General features: G+C 37.8%; 13 protein-coding genes. 10 read left to right on the top strand and 3 right to left on the bottom strand.

Going from position 1 to position 17495, the window contains the following annotated elements:
* Nucleotides 1–76 precede the first annotated feature (76 nt).
* Nucleotides 77–682: a helix-turn-helix domain-containing protein gene (locus DBR39_RS12075; protein WP_124533409.1), complete on the bottom strand. Its 606-nt coding sequence runs from the start codon at nucleotides 680–682 to the stop codon at nucleotides 77–79.
* A 262-nt stretch (nucleotides 683–944) separates the two neighbouring features.
* A complete protein-coding gene (gene mnmE, locus DBR39_RS12070) occupies nucleotides 945–2330 on the bottom strand; it encodes a tRNA uridine-5-carboxymethylaminomethyl(34) synthesis GTPase MnmE (RefSeq protein WP_124533406.1) in 1386 nt (461 codons plus the stop codon).
* Nucleotides 2331–2793: 463 nt separating this feature from the next.
* On the opposite strand from mnmE, the gene DBR39_RS12065 reads away from it, so the two are divergent.
* Nucleotides 2794–3846, top strand: coding sequence for a hypothetical protein (locus DBR39_RS12065; RefSeq protein ID WP_124533404.1), 1053 nt, complete (start codon nucleotides 2794–2796; stop codon nucleotides 3844–3846).
* Between the two features lie 18 nt (nucleotides 3847–3864).
* Nucleotides 3865–4380 carry a hypothetical protein gene (locus DBR39_RS12060; protein WP_124533403.1) on the top strand — a complete coding sequence of 172 codons (516 nt, stop codon included), beginning with the start codon at nucleotides 3865–3867 and terminating at the stop codon, nucleotides 4378–4380.
* A gap of 92 nt (nucleotides 4381–4472) precedes the next feature.
* Here the strand turns inward: DBR39_RS12060 and DBR39_RS12055 are convergent, their stop codons facing one another.
* Nucleotides 4473–4943, bottom strand: coding sequence for an Lrp/AsnC family transcriptional regulator (locus DBR39_RS12055; RefSeq protein ID WP_103234178.1), 471 nt, complete (start codon nucleotides 4941–4943; stop codon nucleotides 4473–4475).
* Between the two features lie 144 nt (nucleotides 4944–5087).
* On the opposite strand from DBR39_RS12055, the gene DBR39_RS12050 reads away from it, so the two are divergent.
* From DBR39_RS12050 to DBR39_RS12015, 8 genes are all read left to right on the top strand, one after another.
* Nucleotides 5088–6479, top strand: coding sequence for an MFS transporter (locus DBR39_RS12050; protein ID WP_124533401.1), 1392 nt, complete (start codon nucleotides 5088–5090; stop codon nucleotides 6477–6479).
* A 110-nt stretch (nucleotides 6480–6589) separates the two neighbouring features.
* Nucleotides 6590–7336 carry a metallophosphoesterase gene (locus DBR39_RS12045; protein ID WP_124533399.1) on the top strand — a complete coding sequence of 249 codons (747 nt, stop codon included), beginning with the start codon at nucleotides 6590–6592 and terminating at the stop codon, nucleotides 7334–7336.
* A 77-nt stretch (nucleotides 7337–7413) separates the two neighbouring features.
* The gene (locus DBR39_RS12040) at nucleotides 7414–8328 is read left to right on the top strand and encodes a helix-turn-helix domain-containing protein (RefSeq protein WP_124533397.1); all 915 of its coding nucleotides are present in this window, start codon (nucleotides 7414–7416) and stop codon (nucleotides 8326–8328) included.
* Between the two features lie 218 nt (nucleotides 8329–8546).
* Nucleotides 8547–9692, top strand: coding sequence for an efflux RND transporter periplasmic adaptor subunit (locus DBR39_RS12035; protein ID WP_124533395.1), 1146 nt, complete (start codon nucleotides 8547–8549; stop codon nucleotides 9690–9692).
* 9 nt (nucleotides 9693–9701) lie between these two features.
* On the top strand, nucleotides 9702–12842 hold the full coding sequence (locus DBR39_RS12030) for an efflux RND transporter permease subunit (protein ID WP_124533393.1): 3141 nt from the start codon (nucleotides 9702–9704) through the stop codon (nucleotides 12840–12842).
* A gap of 17 nt (nucleotides 12843–12859) precedes the next feature.
* The gene (locus DBR39_RS12025) at nucleotides 12860–14272 is read left to right on the top strand and encodes an efflux transporter outer membrane subunit (RefSeq protein WP_228447825.1); all 1413 of its coding nucleotides are present in this window, start codon (nucleotides 12860–12862) and stop codon (nucleotides 14270–14272) included.
* A 59-nt stretch (nucleotides 14273–14331) separates the two neighbouring features.
* Nucleotides 14332–14883: a DUF2652 domain-containing protein gene (locus tag DBR39_RS12020; RefSeq protein WP_124533389.1), complete on the top strand. Its 552-nt coding sequence runs from the start codon at nucleotides 14332–14334 to the stop codon at nucleotides 14881–14883.
* A gap of 306 nt (nucleotides 14884–15189) precedes the next feature.
* Nucleotides 15190–17379 (top strand): TonB-dependent receptor domain-containing protein, encoded by a 2190-nt coding sequence (locus tag DBR39_RS12015; protein WP_124533387.1) that lies wholly within the window; start codon nucleotides 15190–15192, stop codon nucleotides 17377–17379.
* Nucleotides 17380–17495: the final 116 nt, after the last annotated feature.

Below are 17495 nucleotides of genomic sequence, written 5' to 3'. Positions count from 1 at the left end.
AAAAATTGATAGTGTAAGCCAGATTTTATGGCTCTCTTAGGGGAAATTTGGCGTCAGAATGCCAAATAAATTGGTGTTATCCTGAATAGATACCCAACTCAATCCTCTTTAAAATATGCTCAATTTTAACTCTTGGTACATATACAAATTTGCCCTTCTGAAATTTTGGGATATTATGTCTTTCTATAAGATTTTTTAAGGAAGTCGGAGAGATATTATACTCTTTTTGAATTTGACCCATTGTGAAGCAATCCTTTAAAGGTGTCCATTCAATCTTTTCCAAATCTTCTGTTGGATTTTGGATTACTTTTGGCTTGACTTCAAATAATGCATCAATATCTTTCTTTAATAGACGAATCTTTCTGATAGATAAATTAGCTGCAGGAATACTGCCATTTTTAACCATTCGATAGACTGTTCTCTTATCACATTTCAATAAAATAGAAGCTTCCTTGACTGTTAAGTAATCAAGGGTTTTGAGTGCAAAATAAGAGCTAGGATCTTCTTTAGGTTTTGATTGAGGTTTGGAAACTTCCTGAGTTGCTTCAGTCAATTTTTCTCTAAGTTCCCTAACATTAATCTTGTAAGCTCTGGAATTACAGGTTTTGCAACAGTATCTGGTTACTGTTGTTTGGGCAATAAATTCTAGTCCACAATGTTCGCAAATCTTCTTGATTTTCATAATATTTTATTTGTGGAAGAGATAATTTGGCTTAAGGTCCATTATGGTACATTTAAGTACAATTAGGTACAATAAATTACCTTAAGTGACACTAACTCTCCCGGGTTAAAAAAAATAAAATATTATTGGTTTGAGGGACAACTGGGGGACAAAACTGAACAAAACTAACCAAACTTTGAAAAACTCCTACAAAATCAATTTTTTTTGTAAAAAGCTAATAATCAATCGTTTGGTTTGTTTTAGTTTGTTTTATTTGTCGTACTTATTTGCCTATACAAAACTTAGAAAAAATATTCCCAAGCACCTCATCATTGGTAACCTCTCCGGAGATTTCGCCAAGATGTTCTAAAGCGTTTCTCAATTCATAAGCCAGCAATTCTGTGGAAATCTGGAAAGAAATAGCTTCTTTTACTTTATCTACAGCCTGTAAAGACTTTTGTAAAGCCTCGTAGTGACGTTGATTGGTTATGACCACATTATTTTCTGATGCTTTTAATTGCTCTACATAAGATGATAATTCATTTTTAAGATCCTGAATATTTTGATTTTCAACCGCTGAGATTTTAATAAAATCAAACTCATTAGAGATCGCATTTCTGAAGATCGTTTCTACTGTTTCGTATTTTGTAGGGGTGACTTCATCAATTTTTGTAGCACAAATGATCAGTTTCAGATCTTCTCTCAACAGAGATTGGATCATTTCAATATCCTCTGAAAAATCTTCAGTAGCAGCATCAGCCAGATAAACAAGGATATTGGCATTTTCTACCTTTTCTTTGGCTTTTTTTACACCGATGGCTTCAATTTCATCTACTGTATCACGTAATCCTGCTGTGTCAATCAAACGGAAGGCATGCCCTTTGATATGAAGAATCTCTTCAATGGTATCTCGGGTAGTTCCGGCAATATTACTTACAATAGCTCTTTCTTCCTTTAAAAGGGAATTCAGTAGAGTAGACTTTCCCGCATTTGGTTTTCCGATGATGGCGACTGCCGTTCCGTTTTTAATAGCGTTCCCGTATTGGAAACTTTCAATAAGAGAATTTAATTTTAATTCAATCTTATCCAGTAATCCGCTAAGAGCACTTCTGTCTGCGAATTCTACATCTTCTTCAGCAAAATCCAGCTCCAGTTCAATCAGGGAGACAAAATTCAGAAGATCGGTTCTTAATATAGAGATTTCGTTGGTGATTCCCCCTTTCAATTGGTTGATGGCAACTTTTCTGGAAGCCTCATTCTCAGAAGCAATCACATCAGCAATAGCTTCTGCCTGAGAAAGATCAATTCTCCCGTTGATAAAAGCACGAAGTGTAAATTCTCCTGCTTTGGCCATTCTTGCTCCATTTTTGGTCAGGGTTTCAAGAATACGTTTTCCAATATGCGGAGATCCGTGAAAAGCAATTTCCACAGAATTTTCAGTGGTGAAACTTTTCGGAGCCAGGAAGATTGAAAGCATTACTTCATCAATAGCTTCCTCCTCATCCATAAAATAACCGTAATGAATGGTATGGGACTTCTGTTTTTCCAGTTTTTTGGCCGGAAAACTTTTCTGAACTACAGACAAAGCTTCATTTCCTGAAACCCGGATGATGCCTAAAGCACCTATTCCATTGGCGGTAGCCAGCGCGCATATCGTATCGTTATTCATGATGCAAATTTACGTTTTTTAATATAAATTTTCGCTGGAATCTGTTATTCAGATTATCTATTGCTTTATTCAGAAGGAAAATAAGGAAGGGATTATTATGAGTAAAACATGTCATTGTTTTGGTGATTCTGTGTTGTGAATGATGATTCTGTATTTAAAAACATGGAATTTTTTGTTAAACTATAATTTAATGATGTAAGAAAATATTATTTAAATTTTAAATAACATAAAATAGTCTCCTGATTGTAAATGATTTATTAAAGGTTTAATGTTATGTAACACAGTGTTTTGTGTGTCTGTCTGATTGTCTTTGAAATACGCATTCTAGTAAAGCATTCTATGATTATGAAAAAATTAAACACGTGTTTGGTATGTTAATTGTTTAATAGTCCGTCGGTGATATTGAAAATTTAAATATTTTTCAATAAAATGACAATAATCTGTTAAAGTGTTACAAATACAAATGAATAACTTATTTTTTTTAAATATTAATAAAAAAGTCATTTTTTTATTAATGCTGGCTTTCAATGTGGTAGCCTACGCTCAATGTATTCCTTACGCAGGGCAGGCGATGACTAGTGGAAATACCTATTGCCTTAATGGCAGCCTTAGTGTAAGTACGAATATCAGTATCCCAAATGGGGCAACACTTATCATTCAGTCCGGACAGCTGCAGTCTAACAGTATACAGGTGGATGGGATTTTGGAAATTGGTGATGGAACAAGTGTTCAGTCTACAGGGACAGTGAAGGTGGGAACTTTCGGATCTCAGAAAAATTCGAAAATTAAATTAGGAACCAAATCATTTTTATCACTGGTAGGATCGGTTATTCAGGAAGATCCAACCTTTGGAGGTTTTTATCCCGGAACAACTTCAGTCATTGAGTTGGGAACAAACAGTGTCGTAGAAATATGCGGAACATTTACCCAGCAGTCTACTACCTATCCGTCAGTTGAATATATCGGAATTCCTACCGGAAAAGCGTACTGTATTGCAAAAGCAGACGTAAGTGGAGGTGGAGGAGCTTCTATCATTAGTGATGACAGTCAGATTGTAGCCATTGCCATGGGATCTGTAACAGGATTGGGAATGGGAAACTCCAGTTTCTGTGGACCTAATGCAACAAAAGCAATGTGCCCGAATCTTTGGCCTGAAGGCCTGTCTGAAGATAAAACAAGCTGTGGGAATGCTCCGGCTATTATTGATGAGATCGATGGATTTTGTACCAAACCGGGAGCTGCCGGAACGCCCGATGGATATACCAAGTTCGGGATTACCGTACAGCAAAAGAATACGGCATGGCCTGAAAATATACCTAATGGATTTTTAGCGATGGAATCTAAAAATAAAGGTTTTGTCATGACCAGAGTACAGCATGTAAGCCAGATTCCACAGCCCGGTGATGCGATTGCAGAGCCGAAAGAAGGAATGCTTTTATATGATATCCAGGATAAATGTGTGAAGCTTTATAACGGTACCGAATGGAAATGTGTACAAAGAAGCTGCAATGATTAATTTAACCGATTAAAGAATATGAAAAATATAAGAAATATAAGTATAGCAGCTGCTCTGATTGTTTTTAACTCATTTTTTGCTCAGATAGCTATTGGCAAGCAGACGGTGGATGGGAAAAATACTGTATTGGACTTTGATAATGTGCCCGGAAATACAAAAGGCTTGATTCTTCCCGCAACATCCGGACTTCCTAAAGGGACTTTGGTAAATGGAACACTGATCTTTGATGTTACAGATAATAAAGTAAAAGTCTACGAAAATGACACATGGAAATCTTGGTCCGATGCCGGTAATTCAAGTGCGGTTATCGTCAATAATTCTGCAGAATCAGGTAAAGGAGTTATTATGGGAGAGGCAGCAACTGCTGCTGATGGAGTATTGGTCCTCGAATCTCAGGATAAAGCAATGATTCTTCCAAAAGTAGCAACACCGCATCTTAACGTAAAAAATCCCTATCCGGGTATGATCTGCTATGATACAATCAGCAAGACCCTGGCAATATTTGACGGATCAGTCTGGAACTACTGGAAATAAACACAGCCAGATTAATCCGGCTTAAAATAATAGAGAGACTGTCTCAAAAGTTAAATAATTTGACTTTTGAGACAGTTTTTTTATTTCTTGATTTAAACAATCTGGGCACTTTCCTTAATGCTGCTCATCACAAAAATACTCTTGGTCTGACCTATCCCTTCGATTTCTGATAATTTGTTCACGAAAAACTCGTGGAATTCATCCATGTTGGGAGCGAGAATTTTCAACATGAAATCAAAATCACCGCTGATATTATAAAATTCTACAACTTCCTTCAGTTTACTGACTTCCTCAATGAATTTTCCAGCTGTTTTTTTGTTATGAACATTCAGGGCGATCATACAGATGACCATCATTCCTTTATTGACCTTTTTACGGTCTACAACAGCAGTATATTCTTTAATGATTCCCTGTTTTTCCATACGTTTGATACGTTCGTGAGTAGGGGTGGGGCTCAGATTGATTCTTGCTGAAATGTCACGGACACTCATTTTCGCATCTTTTTGAAGAAGACGAAGGATAGACAGGTCTTTTTCGTCGGGAATATAATTTTCAGTTGCCATTTTGTTCTGTTTTTATAGATTGTTATTCAGTGTATCAGGTGTTTTGTTCTTTTAAATTAGTTTTATTTTAAATATTGTTCCAAATTTAAGTTTAAATTTTTATATACGTTCTGTTAATTCTAATTTTGCAGGAAATTTGAATATATGGATACAAGGAAGAATGTAATATTAATTTTAGCATCAGTTGGGACGTTTGTAGAGGCTTTGGATATTGCCATTATTAATTTAACAATTCCTTCTATTCAGCAGCAGTTTCAGATAGGTGCAGAAACTGTTCAATGGCTTCAGACCCTATATGTTCTGTTCTTTGGAGGGTTTCTGATCATTGGAGGAAAACTTTCAGATCAGATAGGAAGAAAGAAAATGTTTTTATGGGGAGCCCTGATTTTTATGCTGACTTCACTGGGAGCAGGATTATCGCAAAACTTTGAAGTATTGGCAATATTCCGTGCTTTACAGGGATTGGGAGCTGCATTGGTGATGCCGTCAGCATTATCCATCGTGACCAATACATTCAGAGGCGAGCAGGAAAGAAACCACGCTATCGGAATTTTCAGCTCATTTGCTGCTATTGGATCAGGAAGCGGGCTTTCGGTAGGAGGAATTATCAGTACTTACCTGAGCTGGCACTGGGTTTTCCTGATCAATGTTCCTATTCTTTTAATAACATTGGTGCTGTCTTACTACTATCTGCCTGCAGATGAGAAAAATGAAACCGCACAGAAAACAGATATGGTTTCCGGAATATTGATGGTGCTTGGGCTTTTAAGTCTTACTTACGGAACACACGAATTGGTACATATTAAAGAACAGCCTTTCCTGGTGATAGGTTCTTTAGTTCTGGCATTAGTACTTCTCGTTATGGTTTATTACCGATTAAAATCCGTTGCTGAGCCTTTGGTCGATTTAAAACTGTTTAAGCATAGATCCTTGGTCGTTTCCAACGGAGCATTCTTTGTGCTGGGGGCATTCTTTATCGGGTTTTTATTCCTGATTTCATTAATGCTTCAGAAAGATATGGGACATAGCGCTGCTTCAGCAGGATTGATGCTTGTTCCCTTCAGTATCATATCAGCCCTAACAGCTAAATTTATTCTCCCCCAGGTATCAAAACGTTTGAGCTCTTCTCAAATGGGAGTATTGGGATGGTTATTTATGCTGATGGGAGGGTTGTCACTGTTGATCTCCGTTTACATAGGACATCCGCTAGCTGTAGTTTTGCTGGGTGCAGCATGTATCTCAGGAGTAGGAATGACGTTTTGCTTTACCGCCCTTTCAGTAATGGGGATTCAGGATGTTGAACCTGCACATTACGGACTGGCATCAAGTTTGAGCTCTACAAGTTACTTTTTGGGAGCCGGAATTGGACTGTCATTCATGACGTTAATGAGCCAGATCTTTCCTTCAGAATTATCAGTGGGAAGCCTGAACCTGATTATTTTGATCGGTTATGCTCTGTTAGCTCTCGGAATGTTATTCTATTTCATATTAAAAAGCTTAAAAGTGAAGCAGGCGGAAGTTGTCGTTTCATCATAAGCGGCCTTAAAAATACACAAACTATATGACGAAAGAATCGGTGCTTAGGTGTCGGTTCTTTTTTTGCCTTTTCACTTCCCTTCACTATCTTTGTTCTTTTACTAAACATCATGAAAATACAGGTCATCAGCGATCTTCACCGGGAATTTGGAAGTACGGAATTATGTTTTGATCAATCGGATATTGTTGTGTTGGCAGGTGATATCAATTTGGGAACCAAAGGAATTGAATGGATTAAAGATGTAATTCCCACTAAGCCTGTTGTTTATGTTTTGGGTAATCATGAATATTATAAAGGTTCCTATCCTAAAACACTGAACAAGATTAAAGATGCAGCGCTGAATTCCAATATATTTGTTTTGGAGAATTCATTTGTAGATATTGATGGTATTCGTTTTCATGGTGCCACTTTATGGACAGATTTTTCCATCTTTGGGAATCCTGTTCAGTACGGAATGCTTTGCCAGCCGAAGATGAATGACTATAAAATGATCAGAAGAGATCCTTCCTATTCGAAAATGAGAACGATGGATACCTTTAAGATACATCAGTTTTCAAAACAATGGCTGACAGAAAGTCTTGAGAATTCAAAAGGGCTTAAAAATATAGTCGTTACTCATCATGCGCCCAGCATACAATCTGTTCCGGAGCAATATAAAGAAGATCCATTAACTTCTGCCTATGCCTCCGACCTCGAAGATTTTATTACAGAATATAAGCCGCTGTACTGGATTCATGGACATATTCACACCCCGTGCAGATATAAGATCGGAGAAACAGAAGTTATCTGCAACCCTCACGGCTATATTGATGAAAAATACAATGGATACGATAAAGAGTTGATTGTGACTGTTTAGCAAAGAAATACATTCACTTATTGGGCTTCTCAGTGTTTTCACCTTAATGACTATCTTCGTGTTTTAATTTTTTTCCAATGTCTAAAAAATCCCAGCTAAAACCTGATTTTGTTTCGCAATTAACTTTCGATGAAGTGTTGCAGCAGGTGGAATTTGATCTCAGGATCAAAGAATTTGTCGTCATGGAAATTGATAGGGCCAATTACGTCATAAAGCCCAATATGCCTTACCGTTCTGACTATTTCTGTATTTTTATGATACAGAAAGGGGGCGTTACCTTTAGATTGGATGATAAGAGTTATAAAGTCTCCAAGGGTGATATCGTCTTTTGCCCAATGTTAGAAACTTTTTGGCTGGATGAAATTGCTGAAGATTATGATGGCAAATACATATTCTTTTCGCTGGATTTTATTTCTGATGCAGGTTTTAATTATAAATCAAATAATGTTCTGAAAAGCCTGTCATCAGATCCTACACACATCATCAGAAATGAGCCGGACGTGTACAGGAAACTGAATTTCCATCTTGATGAGCTTAAGGCTTTGAACAATAAAGAAAAAGATAATTATTATTTTAATGAGATGATCTGGCACCATTTTTCACTGGTGATCTACGAGATTGATAATTATTTTAAAAAGATAGAGAAGCCTCATTCGGTAACCAATAGAGAAGATGAGCTCACCACCAGCTTTTTTAAGCTGGTTCAGGATCATTTCAAAGAAGAACATAATGTTCAGTTCTATGCAGATAAGCTTTTTATCAGCCGTAAATACCTTACAAAAGTCATTAATAAAACCGTATTTAAATCTCCACGCGAGATTATTCATCAGGTTCTGGCGGTAGAAGCCAGATTACTGCTAAGAAATCCCAACTTGAATATTGGTGAAGTGGCGTCACAATTGAAGTTTTCGGATCAGGCGTCTTTCAGTAAATTTTTCAAAAAACATGTAGGGAGGTCTCCTTTGGAATACAGGAAGGATGACTTGTATTGATAATCAGTGATTTATGGTTTTAAGACGTCTTTTAACCAAATTCAAGCTATAATTTTGATTTAAAATACTGAACATTGTCATTTGTGTTGTCTATGAATGATATTTCTCATGTTTTTTAAAATAAGGAGTCTTTTTGACAAAACAAGGAGTTTTTCGAATAATCTTATTGAATTTTTTTCGTTCGATTTTTGTGCGGAAAATTTAAAAGGACTATTGTTATGCAAAGATTTTTTATTCAAAAATCGACTTTACTTTTCCTCACTTTGATCGCTTTATCAGGATGTAGGAAAAATAATCAAAACCAAGGATATCAGCAGCAGGCGCCGGAATTACCGGTTGCAAAAGTAATACAGGGAGACGCTTCAGTTTCCAGAGAATATGCAGCATCTATCGAGGGAGTTTCCAATGTGGAAATAAGACCTCAGGTAACAGGATATTTAAGCAAAATTTATGTAGATGAAGGAGACTTTGTGAGAGCAGGTCAGCCTTTGTTCAAAATTGAAGATCAGGTCTTCCGCGAGCAGCTGAAAAGTGCTCAGGCAGCTTTGATTACAGCTCAGGCTAATCTTTCAACTTCTAAAATTGATCTGGACAGGAAAAAAGAACTGTTCAGAAACAAAATGGTTTCAGAAATTCAGGTGAAAGAAGCAGAAGCTGCTTATAATGGTGCAAGAGGAGCGGTAAGCCAATCTAGTTCTACCATTGAATCTGCAAAAATCAATCTTAATTTCTCTACGATCAAAGCTCCGGTAAGCGGATTTATCGGAAGATTCAATTACCGTCTTGGAAGCTTGATGACTCCGGGTAACCAGGATCCTATTACTTTATTGTCAGACATTCATCAGGTATATACTTACTTCAGCTTGAGTGAAAATGATTTTAATAATTTCCAAAAGCAGTATGCAGGAAGCAGCATTGATGAGGTGATCAAAAATACTCCGACAGTAACGTTGTTGCTTTCAGGCGGTGAAAAATATGCTGAGACGGGAAAGATTGATGCTGTGGAAGGACAGTTCAATAAAACGACCGGATCTATTACTTTACGAGCGAAATTCAGCAATCCCAACAATCTTTTAAGAAGTGGAAATACGGGTAAAATCGTATTGGATCAGTTCTACAGTAATGTTGTTTTACTTCCGATTGCTTCTACCAGAACCATTCAGGATAAAGTGTTTGTGTTTACTATTCAGGGTGGGAAAGCAGCAATGCTTCCTGTTGAAGTGAATGGAAAAGCCGGCGATAACTTCATTGTAGCTAAAGGACTGAAAGCAGGGGATGAATATATCACCAGCGGTTTTGACAGATTGCAGCCGGGAACTCCTGTCGTGGCACAAAAGAAAAATGCTCAACAGAAAAAATCGTAAGAAGAAATCATGTTAAAGAAAATTATAAAAAGACCCGTACTGGCAACGGTAATTTCCGTATTGCTTGTTATTCTGGGGATTGTAGGTATGGTGAGCCTTCCGATTACCAAATTTCCGGACATTGCGCCTCCTACCGTTATGGTGACGGCTGCTTATCCGGGAGCCAATGCTGAAACGATTGCGAGATCGGTAGCACCACCGTTGGAAAACGCCATCAATGGAGTGGAAAATATGGACTATATTACTTCTACAGCGAGTAATGACGGGACATTAAGTATCACTGTTATTTTTAAATTGGGAACAGATCCCGATCAGGCGGCGATTAACGTTCAGAACAGAGTGGCGCAGGTAACCAATCAGCTTCCTGCAGAAGTTATCCAGGCGGGAATCACCACTGTGAAAAGACAGAACAGTATGATTGCGATGGTTTCCCTGACCAGTAAAGATGGCTCCATGAATGATCTTTTCCTTGAAAACTATGCCAAGATCAATATCGTACCGGAGCTGAAAAGGGTAAAAGGAGTAGGAGATGCGATGGTATATGGAAATAAAGATTACTCCATGCGTATCTGGCTGGATCCGAATAAACTGACCTCGTACAACCTTACGCCATCTGATGTTTCCCGGGCTATTCAGACGCAAAACCTGGAAGCAGCACCCGGAAGATTAGGAGAAAGAAGTAAAGAGGTCATGGAATATGTACTTCGTTATAAAGGAAAATTTACAGAGCCGGAACAGTATGAAAATATCACCATTAAAGCGTTGAATGATGGTTCTGTTTTAAAATTAAAAGATATTGCCAAAGTAGAATTCGGGGCTTACAGTTACACGGTTTCTTCCAATTATAATAAAAAAGCTTCCGTAACGATGGCGATCTTCCAGATGGCGGGGTCTAATGCCAATGAAGTGCAGATCGCTCTTCAGGAAAGAATGAAAGAGCTGGAAAAATCCTTCCCTGCAGGAATGAATTATGAAATTCCTTATGCTACAAAAGACGCGCTGGATCAGTCCATAGAACAGGTGATTCATACCTTGATAGAAGCATTTATTTTGGTGTTCATCGTAGTGTATATCTTCCTTCAGGATTTCCGTTCAACATTGATTCCGGCCATTGCAGTTCCGGTATCTATTATAGGGACGTTCTTCTTTATGAAAGTGTTCGGATTTTCTATTAATATTTTGACATTGTTTGCTTTGGTATTAGCCATTGGGATTGTGGTGGATGACGCAATTGTCGTCGTAGAGGCGGTTCACGCTAAAATGGAACATAAAAAACTGAATCCGAGAGCCGCTACCATGTCAGCAATGAGTGAGATCACAGGAGCCATTGTTTCCATTACATTGATTATGTCTGCGGTATTCGTTCCGGTGGCCTTTATGAGTGGTTCTACAGGATTATTCTATCAGCAGTTTGCATTGACACTGGCAATTGCGATTGTAATTTCAGCAGTAAATGCATTGACGCTGAGCCCGGCATTATGTGCTTTATTCTTAAAACAACATCATCCGGGAACGCATGAAAAAATGAATTTCAAAGACCGTTTCTTTGCAGGATTCAATGCGAGCTTCAATAAACTGACGTTCCGTTATGGTAAAGCTGTTTTATTCCTGTTAAAAAGAAAATGGGTCGCTTTGATCATGATTGTGGCTTTTGGTGGATTGTTCGCGTGGATGTCTATGACAACACCTAAAGGATTTATCCCTGATGAAGACCAGAGTTTCATTATCGTAACTGCTAATCTTGCTCCGGGAGCGTCAAAGGACAGAACTTCAAAAGTAGTTTCTGATACAGAAGATTTGTTGATGAAAAATCCTGCTGTAGATAAAGTCATTTCAGTAGACGGATTGAACTTATTCAGTGGTTCCATGTCATCTTCAGCCGCTTCTATTTTCGTTAAATTGAAAAAAGGAGGCGAGAGAGGAGCTGTTAATAACATCAATGATATTATCGGACAGACACAGGGTATGCTTTCTCAGGATAAAAGAGCCAATTTCCTTGTGATCAATACCCCAACGGTAGATGGTTTCGGAAATACGAGTGGAATGGAGCTGGTGCTTCAGGACCGTACCAACGGAGAACTACAGAATTTAGGAAATATCTCCTATGGAATGATGGGAGCTTTGATGCAGAGACCGGAAGTTGCAGTAGCATTTACCACTTTCGATGTTACCTATCCTCAGTTTGAAGTGCTTGTCGATGAGGTGAAGTCTGCCCAGCTTGGAGTAAACGTTTCTGATGTACTGGGAGTGATGCAGGGATATTACGGAAGTATTCAGGCTTCGGATTTCAACAGGTTCGGGAAATATTACAGAGTATTGGTACAATCTACTCCGGAAACAAGACAGGACAAAGAATCCCTGAACGGAATTTTCGTTAAAAATAATTTAGGACAGATGGTTCCTGTCAATACGCTGGTTAGTCTGAAGCAGGTAACAGGAGCTGAAGTGGTAGACCGTTTCAATCTTTTCAACTCATCCAACTTAACGGTAATGGCAGCTCCGGGATACAGTACGGGGCAGGCAATGGCGGCTGTTGAAGAAGTAAGTAAGCAGGTGCTTCCTCCGGGATATACTTATGACTATAAAGGGATGAGTCGTGAAGAAGCAGGTTCCAGCTCACAGTCAGTCATGATTTTTGGATTATGTATTGTGTTTGTATTCTTCCTTTTATCTGCACAGTATGAAAGTTATATCCTTCCATTGGCGGTATTGATTGCAATTCCGGTGGGACTTTCAGGAGTCTTTGTTGGGATAACATTCGCAGAATTGTCTAATAATATTTATGTTCAGATTGCTTTGGTAATGCTGATCGGGCTTTTGGCGAAGAATGGTATCCTGATCGTAGAGTTTGCGATTCAGAGACGCAGAGCTGGGAAAAGTCTTATTGCTTCCGCTGTGGAAGGTGCGAAAGCCCGTCTGCGCCCTATTCTGATGACTTCCCTGGCATTTATAACAGGATTGATTCCTTTGTTATCCGTAGTAGGACCTTCGGCGATGGGTAACCATTCTATCGGATATGCAGCAATTTCAGGGATGCTTTTCGGAACGATCTTAGGAATTTTTGTGGTTCCGGTTCTTTTCGTGGTATTCCAGGCTTTGCATGAGAGAATCAACGGAAGAGTAATAACCGATGCAGATTGGGAATATTAATTCAAATGATTTTAAAAATGAAAATTAAAAATATAGCATATATCGCATTGATTTCAGGGACCGCAATTTCCTGTAAAGTTCAGAAATATGAGCAGCAGGAAGTGAAAATGCCGGAAGCCTTTAGAAACGACAGTATTGTTGTAAAACAAGATGAAAATATTGCTAAAATCAGCTATAAAGATTTTTTCAAAGATCCGGTTTTGGTAGGATTGATTGATAAAGCAATCGTACAGAATAATGATCTTCAGGTAGCTTTAAAACAGATCGAATTTGCATCATTAGCGTATACCCAAAGTAAATGGGCCAATATTCCAACGATCAGCGCATCTGCCAATGCCAATATCAACCGTCCTTCAGACAACAGTATGAACGGAATGATGGCCGGACAGTTCATGGGGAAAAGGTATATGGAAGATTATACAACCTCTCTTAGTTTTTCATGGGAAGCAGATATTTGGGGTAAGATTAAAGGGAGAAAAGAACAGGCTTTAACAGAATATCTTAAAACACAGGAAGCCGCAAAGGCGGTGAAAACACAAGTAGTATCTGCTGTTGTACAAGGATATTATAACCTGCTGATGTTGGATACGCAATTGGAAATTACAAAATCCAATCTTGTGTATGCTGACAATACGCTGAAATTTCTGACCAAACAACAGGAACTTGGGCTGGTAACGGCTTTGGCTGTACAGCAGCAGGAAATTGTGAAAGACCAGATTCTGAAATCAATTCCGGCCATTGAAAGTTCTGTGGCAACCCAGGAAAATGCTTTGAGCCTGCTCACCGGTTCAATGCCCGGAAAAATTGAAAGAAGTGCAAGCCTGAATAATGTGCAGTCTCCGGATCATATTGCAGCAGGAATTCCTTCAGAATTATTGAGTTACAGACCAGACATTAAAACCGCAGAACTTGAGGTAAGAAAAAGTGCAGCAGCAATCCATGTGGCGAAAATGAGTATGTATCCTTCACTGAATATTACAGCGCAGGGCGGAGTAAATGCTTTCCAGATCAGCAAATGGTTCAGTGTTCCGGGTTCACTGTTCGGGATGATAGCAGGAGCTGTCGCACAGCCTATTTTGAATGGAAAACAGCTGAAGACACAGTATGAGCAGTCTAAAGTATTGGCAGATCAGGCAGAAATTAACTTTAAACAGTCTGTTTTGAAAGCAGTAGGAGAGGTTTCTGATGCGCTGGTTCAGATCCAAAAGCTGGAAGAACAGCAGAAAATTGCGGAAAGACTGGCATTGAAATCCGGGGAAGCAGTGAAGAAAGCTGATCTGTTATTTAAATATAATTCAGCGACTTATGTAGAGGTAATCATGGCTCAAACGAATAAGCTTCAGGCAGAATTGGATTTGGCATCTTTGAAAACCCAGAGACTGAATGCAATAACATCTCTCTACCGTTCTGTAGGAGGCGGGTGGCAATAAAGTAAAATTGAATCTGCTTCGTCTCTAATGATGAAGCAGATTTTTAATCCATTATCACTATGAAAACAAATATACAAGAGGGGATCATTCTTATTCCGGATTTCAGCGGATTTACAGAATTTGTGTTCAATACAAAGTTGTACACAGGCGAGTATATTGTAAGACAGCTATTGTCTACACTGATTGATGTGAATGATCAGTATTTTGAAATTTCCGAGATTGAGGGCGATGCCATTTTATTTTACCGTTATGATGAGAATCCTTCATACCAAAGTATTTCCGGGATGCTTTGGAAAATGAGAAGTGCCTTCAACAGAAAGATAGAGGAGCTGAGTAAGAGTCTAAGCACAAAAATTGATCTGGGTCTTAAATTTATTGTTCATTATGGATCTTTTTCACAATACAATATTGGAAACTTCAGAAAATTATATGGGAAAACCATTGTGGAGGCCCATCAGCTTTTGAAAAACGGAGTGGCAGAGCAGCCTTCTTATGCTCTTTTCAGTAATTCTTTCCTGGAAAACAGCAAGAATCAGGCGTCTGATTTTAATAAGGATCCACTTCTTCTGCCTGAAGTAGGTGTTATCCATTATTTTGAAAATTTAAACTAGCATATATTTTTTAATATTATTCCTTGTAAATTTGCTATTGCTAGCGGCCCGGGTGAGATCCGGGCTTTTTTATTGATTATTTTTAAATAAGCTTCCATTGAAGATAAATGGTTTTTTTAAGAATATTTATTACGAAAGTGATTTTTATTAAGTTAATTTATTGAATAATTTTCACTGTTTTTTCATTTATGTTTAAATATGATCTTGGTATCTTGCTGGAAATTAGATATTTATTTTATTTTTTTTACTTTTTGATGTAACGTTTATAGGGAGATAGTGGTCTTATAATAAAAACTATAATTTCACATGAAAGTTATCTTATTTCCAATAGCGATATTAGCAGGTTCATTAGCAATGGCTCAGCAAGCTCCGGCTCCTGCTGCCAAGGATACTGTAAAAGGAAATACAAAAGAAATAGAAGCTGTTGCTCTGGTTGCCAGAAAGCCGACAGTAGAATCTAAAGTAGACAGAACGGTATTCAATGTAGCGAATAGTGCAATTCTGGCAGGAAATACAACGTGGGACGTCCTTAGAATGACTCCTTTGGTAAGTATTAATAATAATGATGATGTAAAAGCTGAAGGACAGGCGGTTACAGTATATATCAACGACAGAAAATCTATTTTTACAGGAAAGGAGTTAAAAGAATATCTTAAGACAATTCCAGCGGATAACCTGATGAAAATAGAAGTCATCACCAGTCCTTCTTCACGGTATGAAACATCAGGGTCCGTTATCAATATTGTCCTGAAAAAAAGGGATGATGAAGGAATGAAAGGAAGTATTTCCCTTAACAACAGACAGAGTACCAAAAACTCACAATACGCAAATTTTAACCTGAATTACCATAAGAAAAAATTTACTCAAACTTTTATAGGAGGGTACAGCAGTGGGAATTATGTACAAAAGACTCAGACTTGGGATAACCGGTTTGAAAACAATAAGCTTACCCAGTTCAATCTGGAAAATGTAATGAGAAATGAGAGTCCTTCTCTTTCCTCTACTTCAGAATTTGCAATCAATGACAAAAATAATATCGGACTTGTGCTGGAGTATTCACAGAACAGGAATTTATCTTTGTCAGAATCTGACGGGATGACTTCTTCTAATGATGGTCCCGGTGATTCTTTTCACCAGACTCAAAACACGTGGGGATTCAGCCGTAATTTGGGGACTAATGCCTTCTACAAATACTATGATAAAGAGAAAAATAGAATTTTAGATGTTAATTTAGGGACCAATTATTCCAGTAACAACAATGATAATTTAATTGACAAGGAAGTCATTGATAAATTGGGAGGGAAAAAAGCTCAGCAATTGGGATTTGTCCGCATGAATCAGATGCGTAATTATTACCTGAAAATAGATTATACACAGCCTTTAGGCAAATCAGGAGGTACCATTGAAGTGGGAGGCAAGACTGAAGTGAATAATCACACGATTCCCAATAATCTCTATGGATTCAGCATGAATGATCCTCAATCAGAATATTTTGATCTTTCTAAAAATGACAGATTCCATTATGAGGATAATCTGAGCTCTGTATATGCCAATTATAGCAAAACATTCTTCAAGAAACTGGAAACAAGAATCGGGATTAGATATGAATATATTGATTACAAAGTAAGACAGGATGTAGCTGGAACTGAGAGAAAAGATTCATATGGAACTTTTCTTCCCAATCTATTGTTAAAATATAGTTTTTCAGACAATTATGATCTGAGTCTTACCTATAACAGAAGTATATGGAGACCATGGTACTCAGAGTTTAACCCTTTCCTGATGCCTGAAATTAACGGAACATATTCCAGAGGAAATCTTTATTTGAATCCTAACCCTAATGACCGTCTTTATATGAAGTTCGGGATTATGAAAAAGTACTTTATTTCTGCAAGGTATATGCATACCAACCAGGATTACTGGACTACTTATGTGACGGAAAATGGAAGAACGGTTTCATTACCAGGGAACTTTGATGGAAAGGTAGAAAAATATTATCTTTTTGCGAATACCAATCAGAACTTCCTGAAAAATAAGCTGAACGTGAATGCCGGATTTGGATGGTATTATATTAATAACAAAGATTTTAACGAGAAAAATAAGTTGGGGGCTAAAGATTATATCAGCTATTGGGGTGCCTCAGCTAATGTATCTTATACCAATCTTTTCAATAAAAACATTAATCTAAGTGCATGGGTGGAACTTGCCAATGAAAATAATGGAAATTCATATGCCAATAATACCAATGTTTTCCATAATATTTCAGTGACCAAAGTATTCCCAAAAACCCAAATGGAGCTGAGCATGCAGCTGATGAATATTTTTAAAAGACCTTATGGTGATAACACGACTTACAGCCAGGACGGAACTTTTAGAGAGTATTCAAAATGGGATTGGTACGGTGTTTCTCTTACTTTCGTAAAACGTTTTGGAAACCAGAAGGTAAAAGAAAATACAAAGACCGATGTAGAGAAAAATGGCGGCGGCGGAAAATAATTCAAGATTTGTTCGATATAATGAAAGCAGGTTCCCAATTGGGAATCTGCTTTTTTTAAACCTTTATGCTTAATATTCTCTGTACTCTGTGGGAGGATAATAATTTAGATAGTAAC

Origin of the sequence: Chryseobacterium sp. KBW03, assembly GCF_003852415.1 — a bacterium.
Lineage (GTDB): Bacteria > Bacteroidota > Bacteroidia > Flavobacteriales > Weeksellaceae > Chryseobacterium > Chryseobacterium viscerum.
Note: the sequence above shows the minus strand (reverse complement) of the source record. Positions and strands in the feature narration are given on the sequence as shown.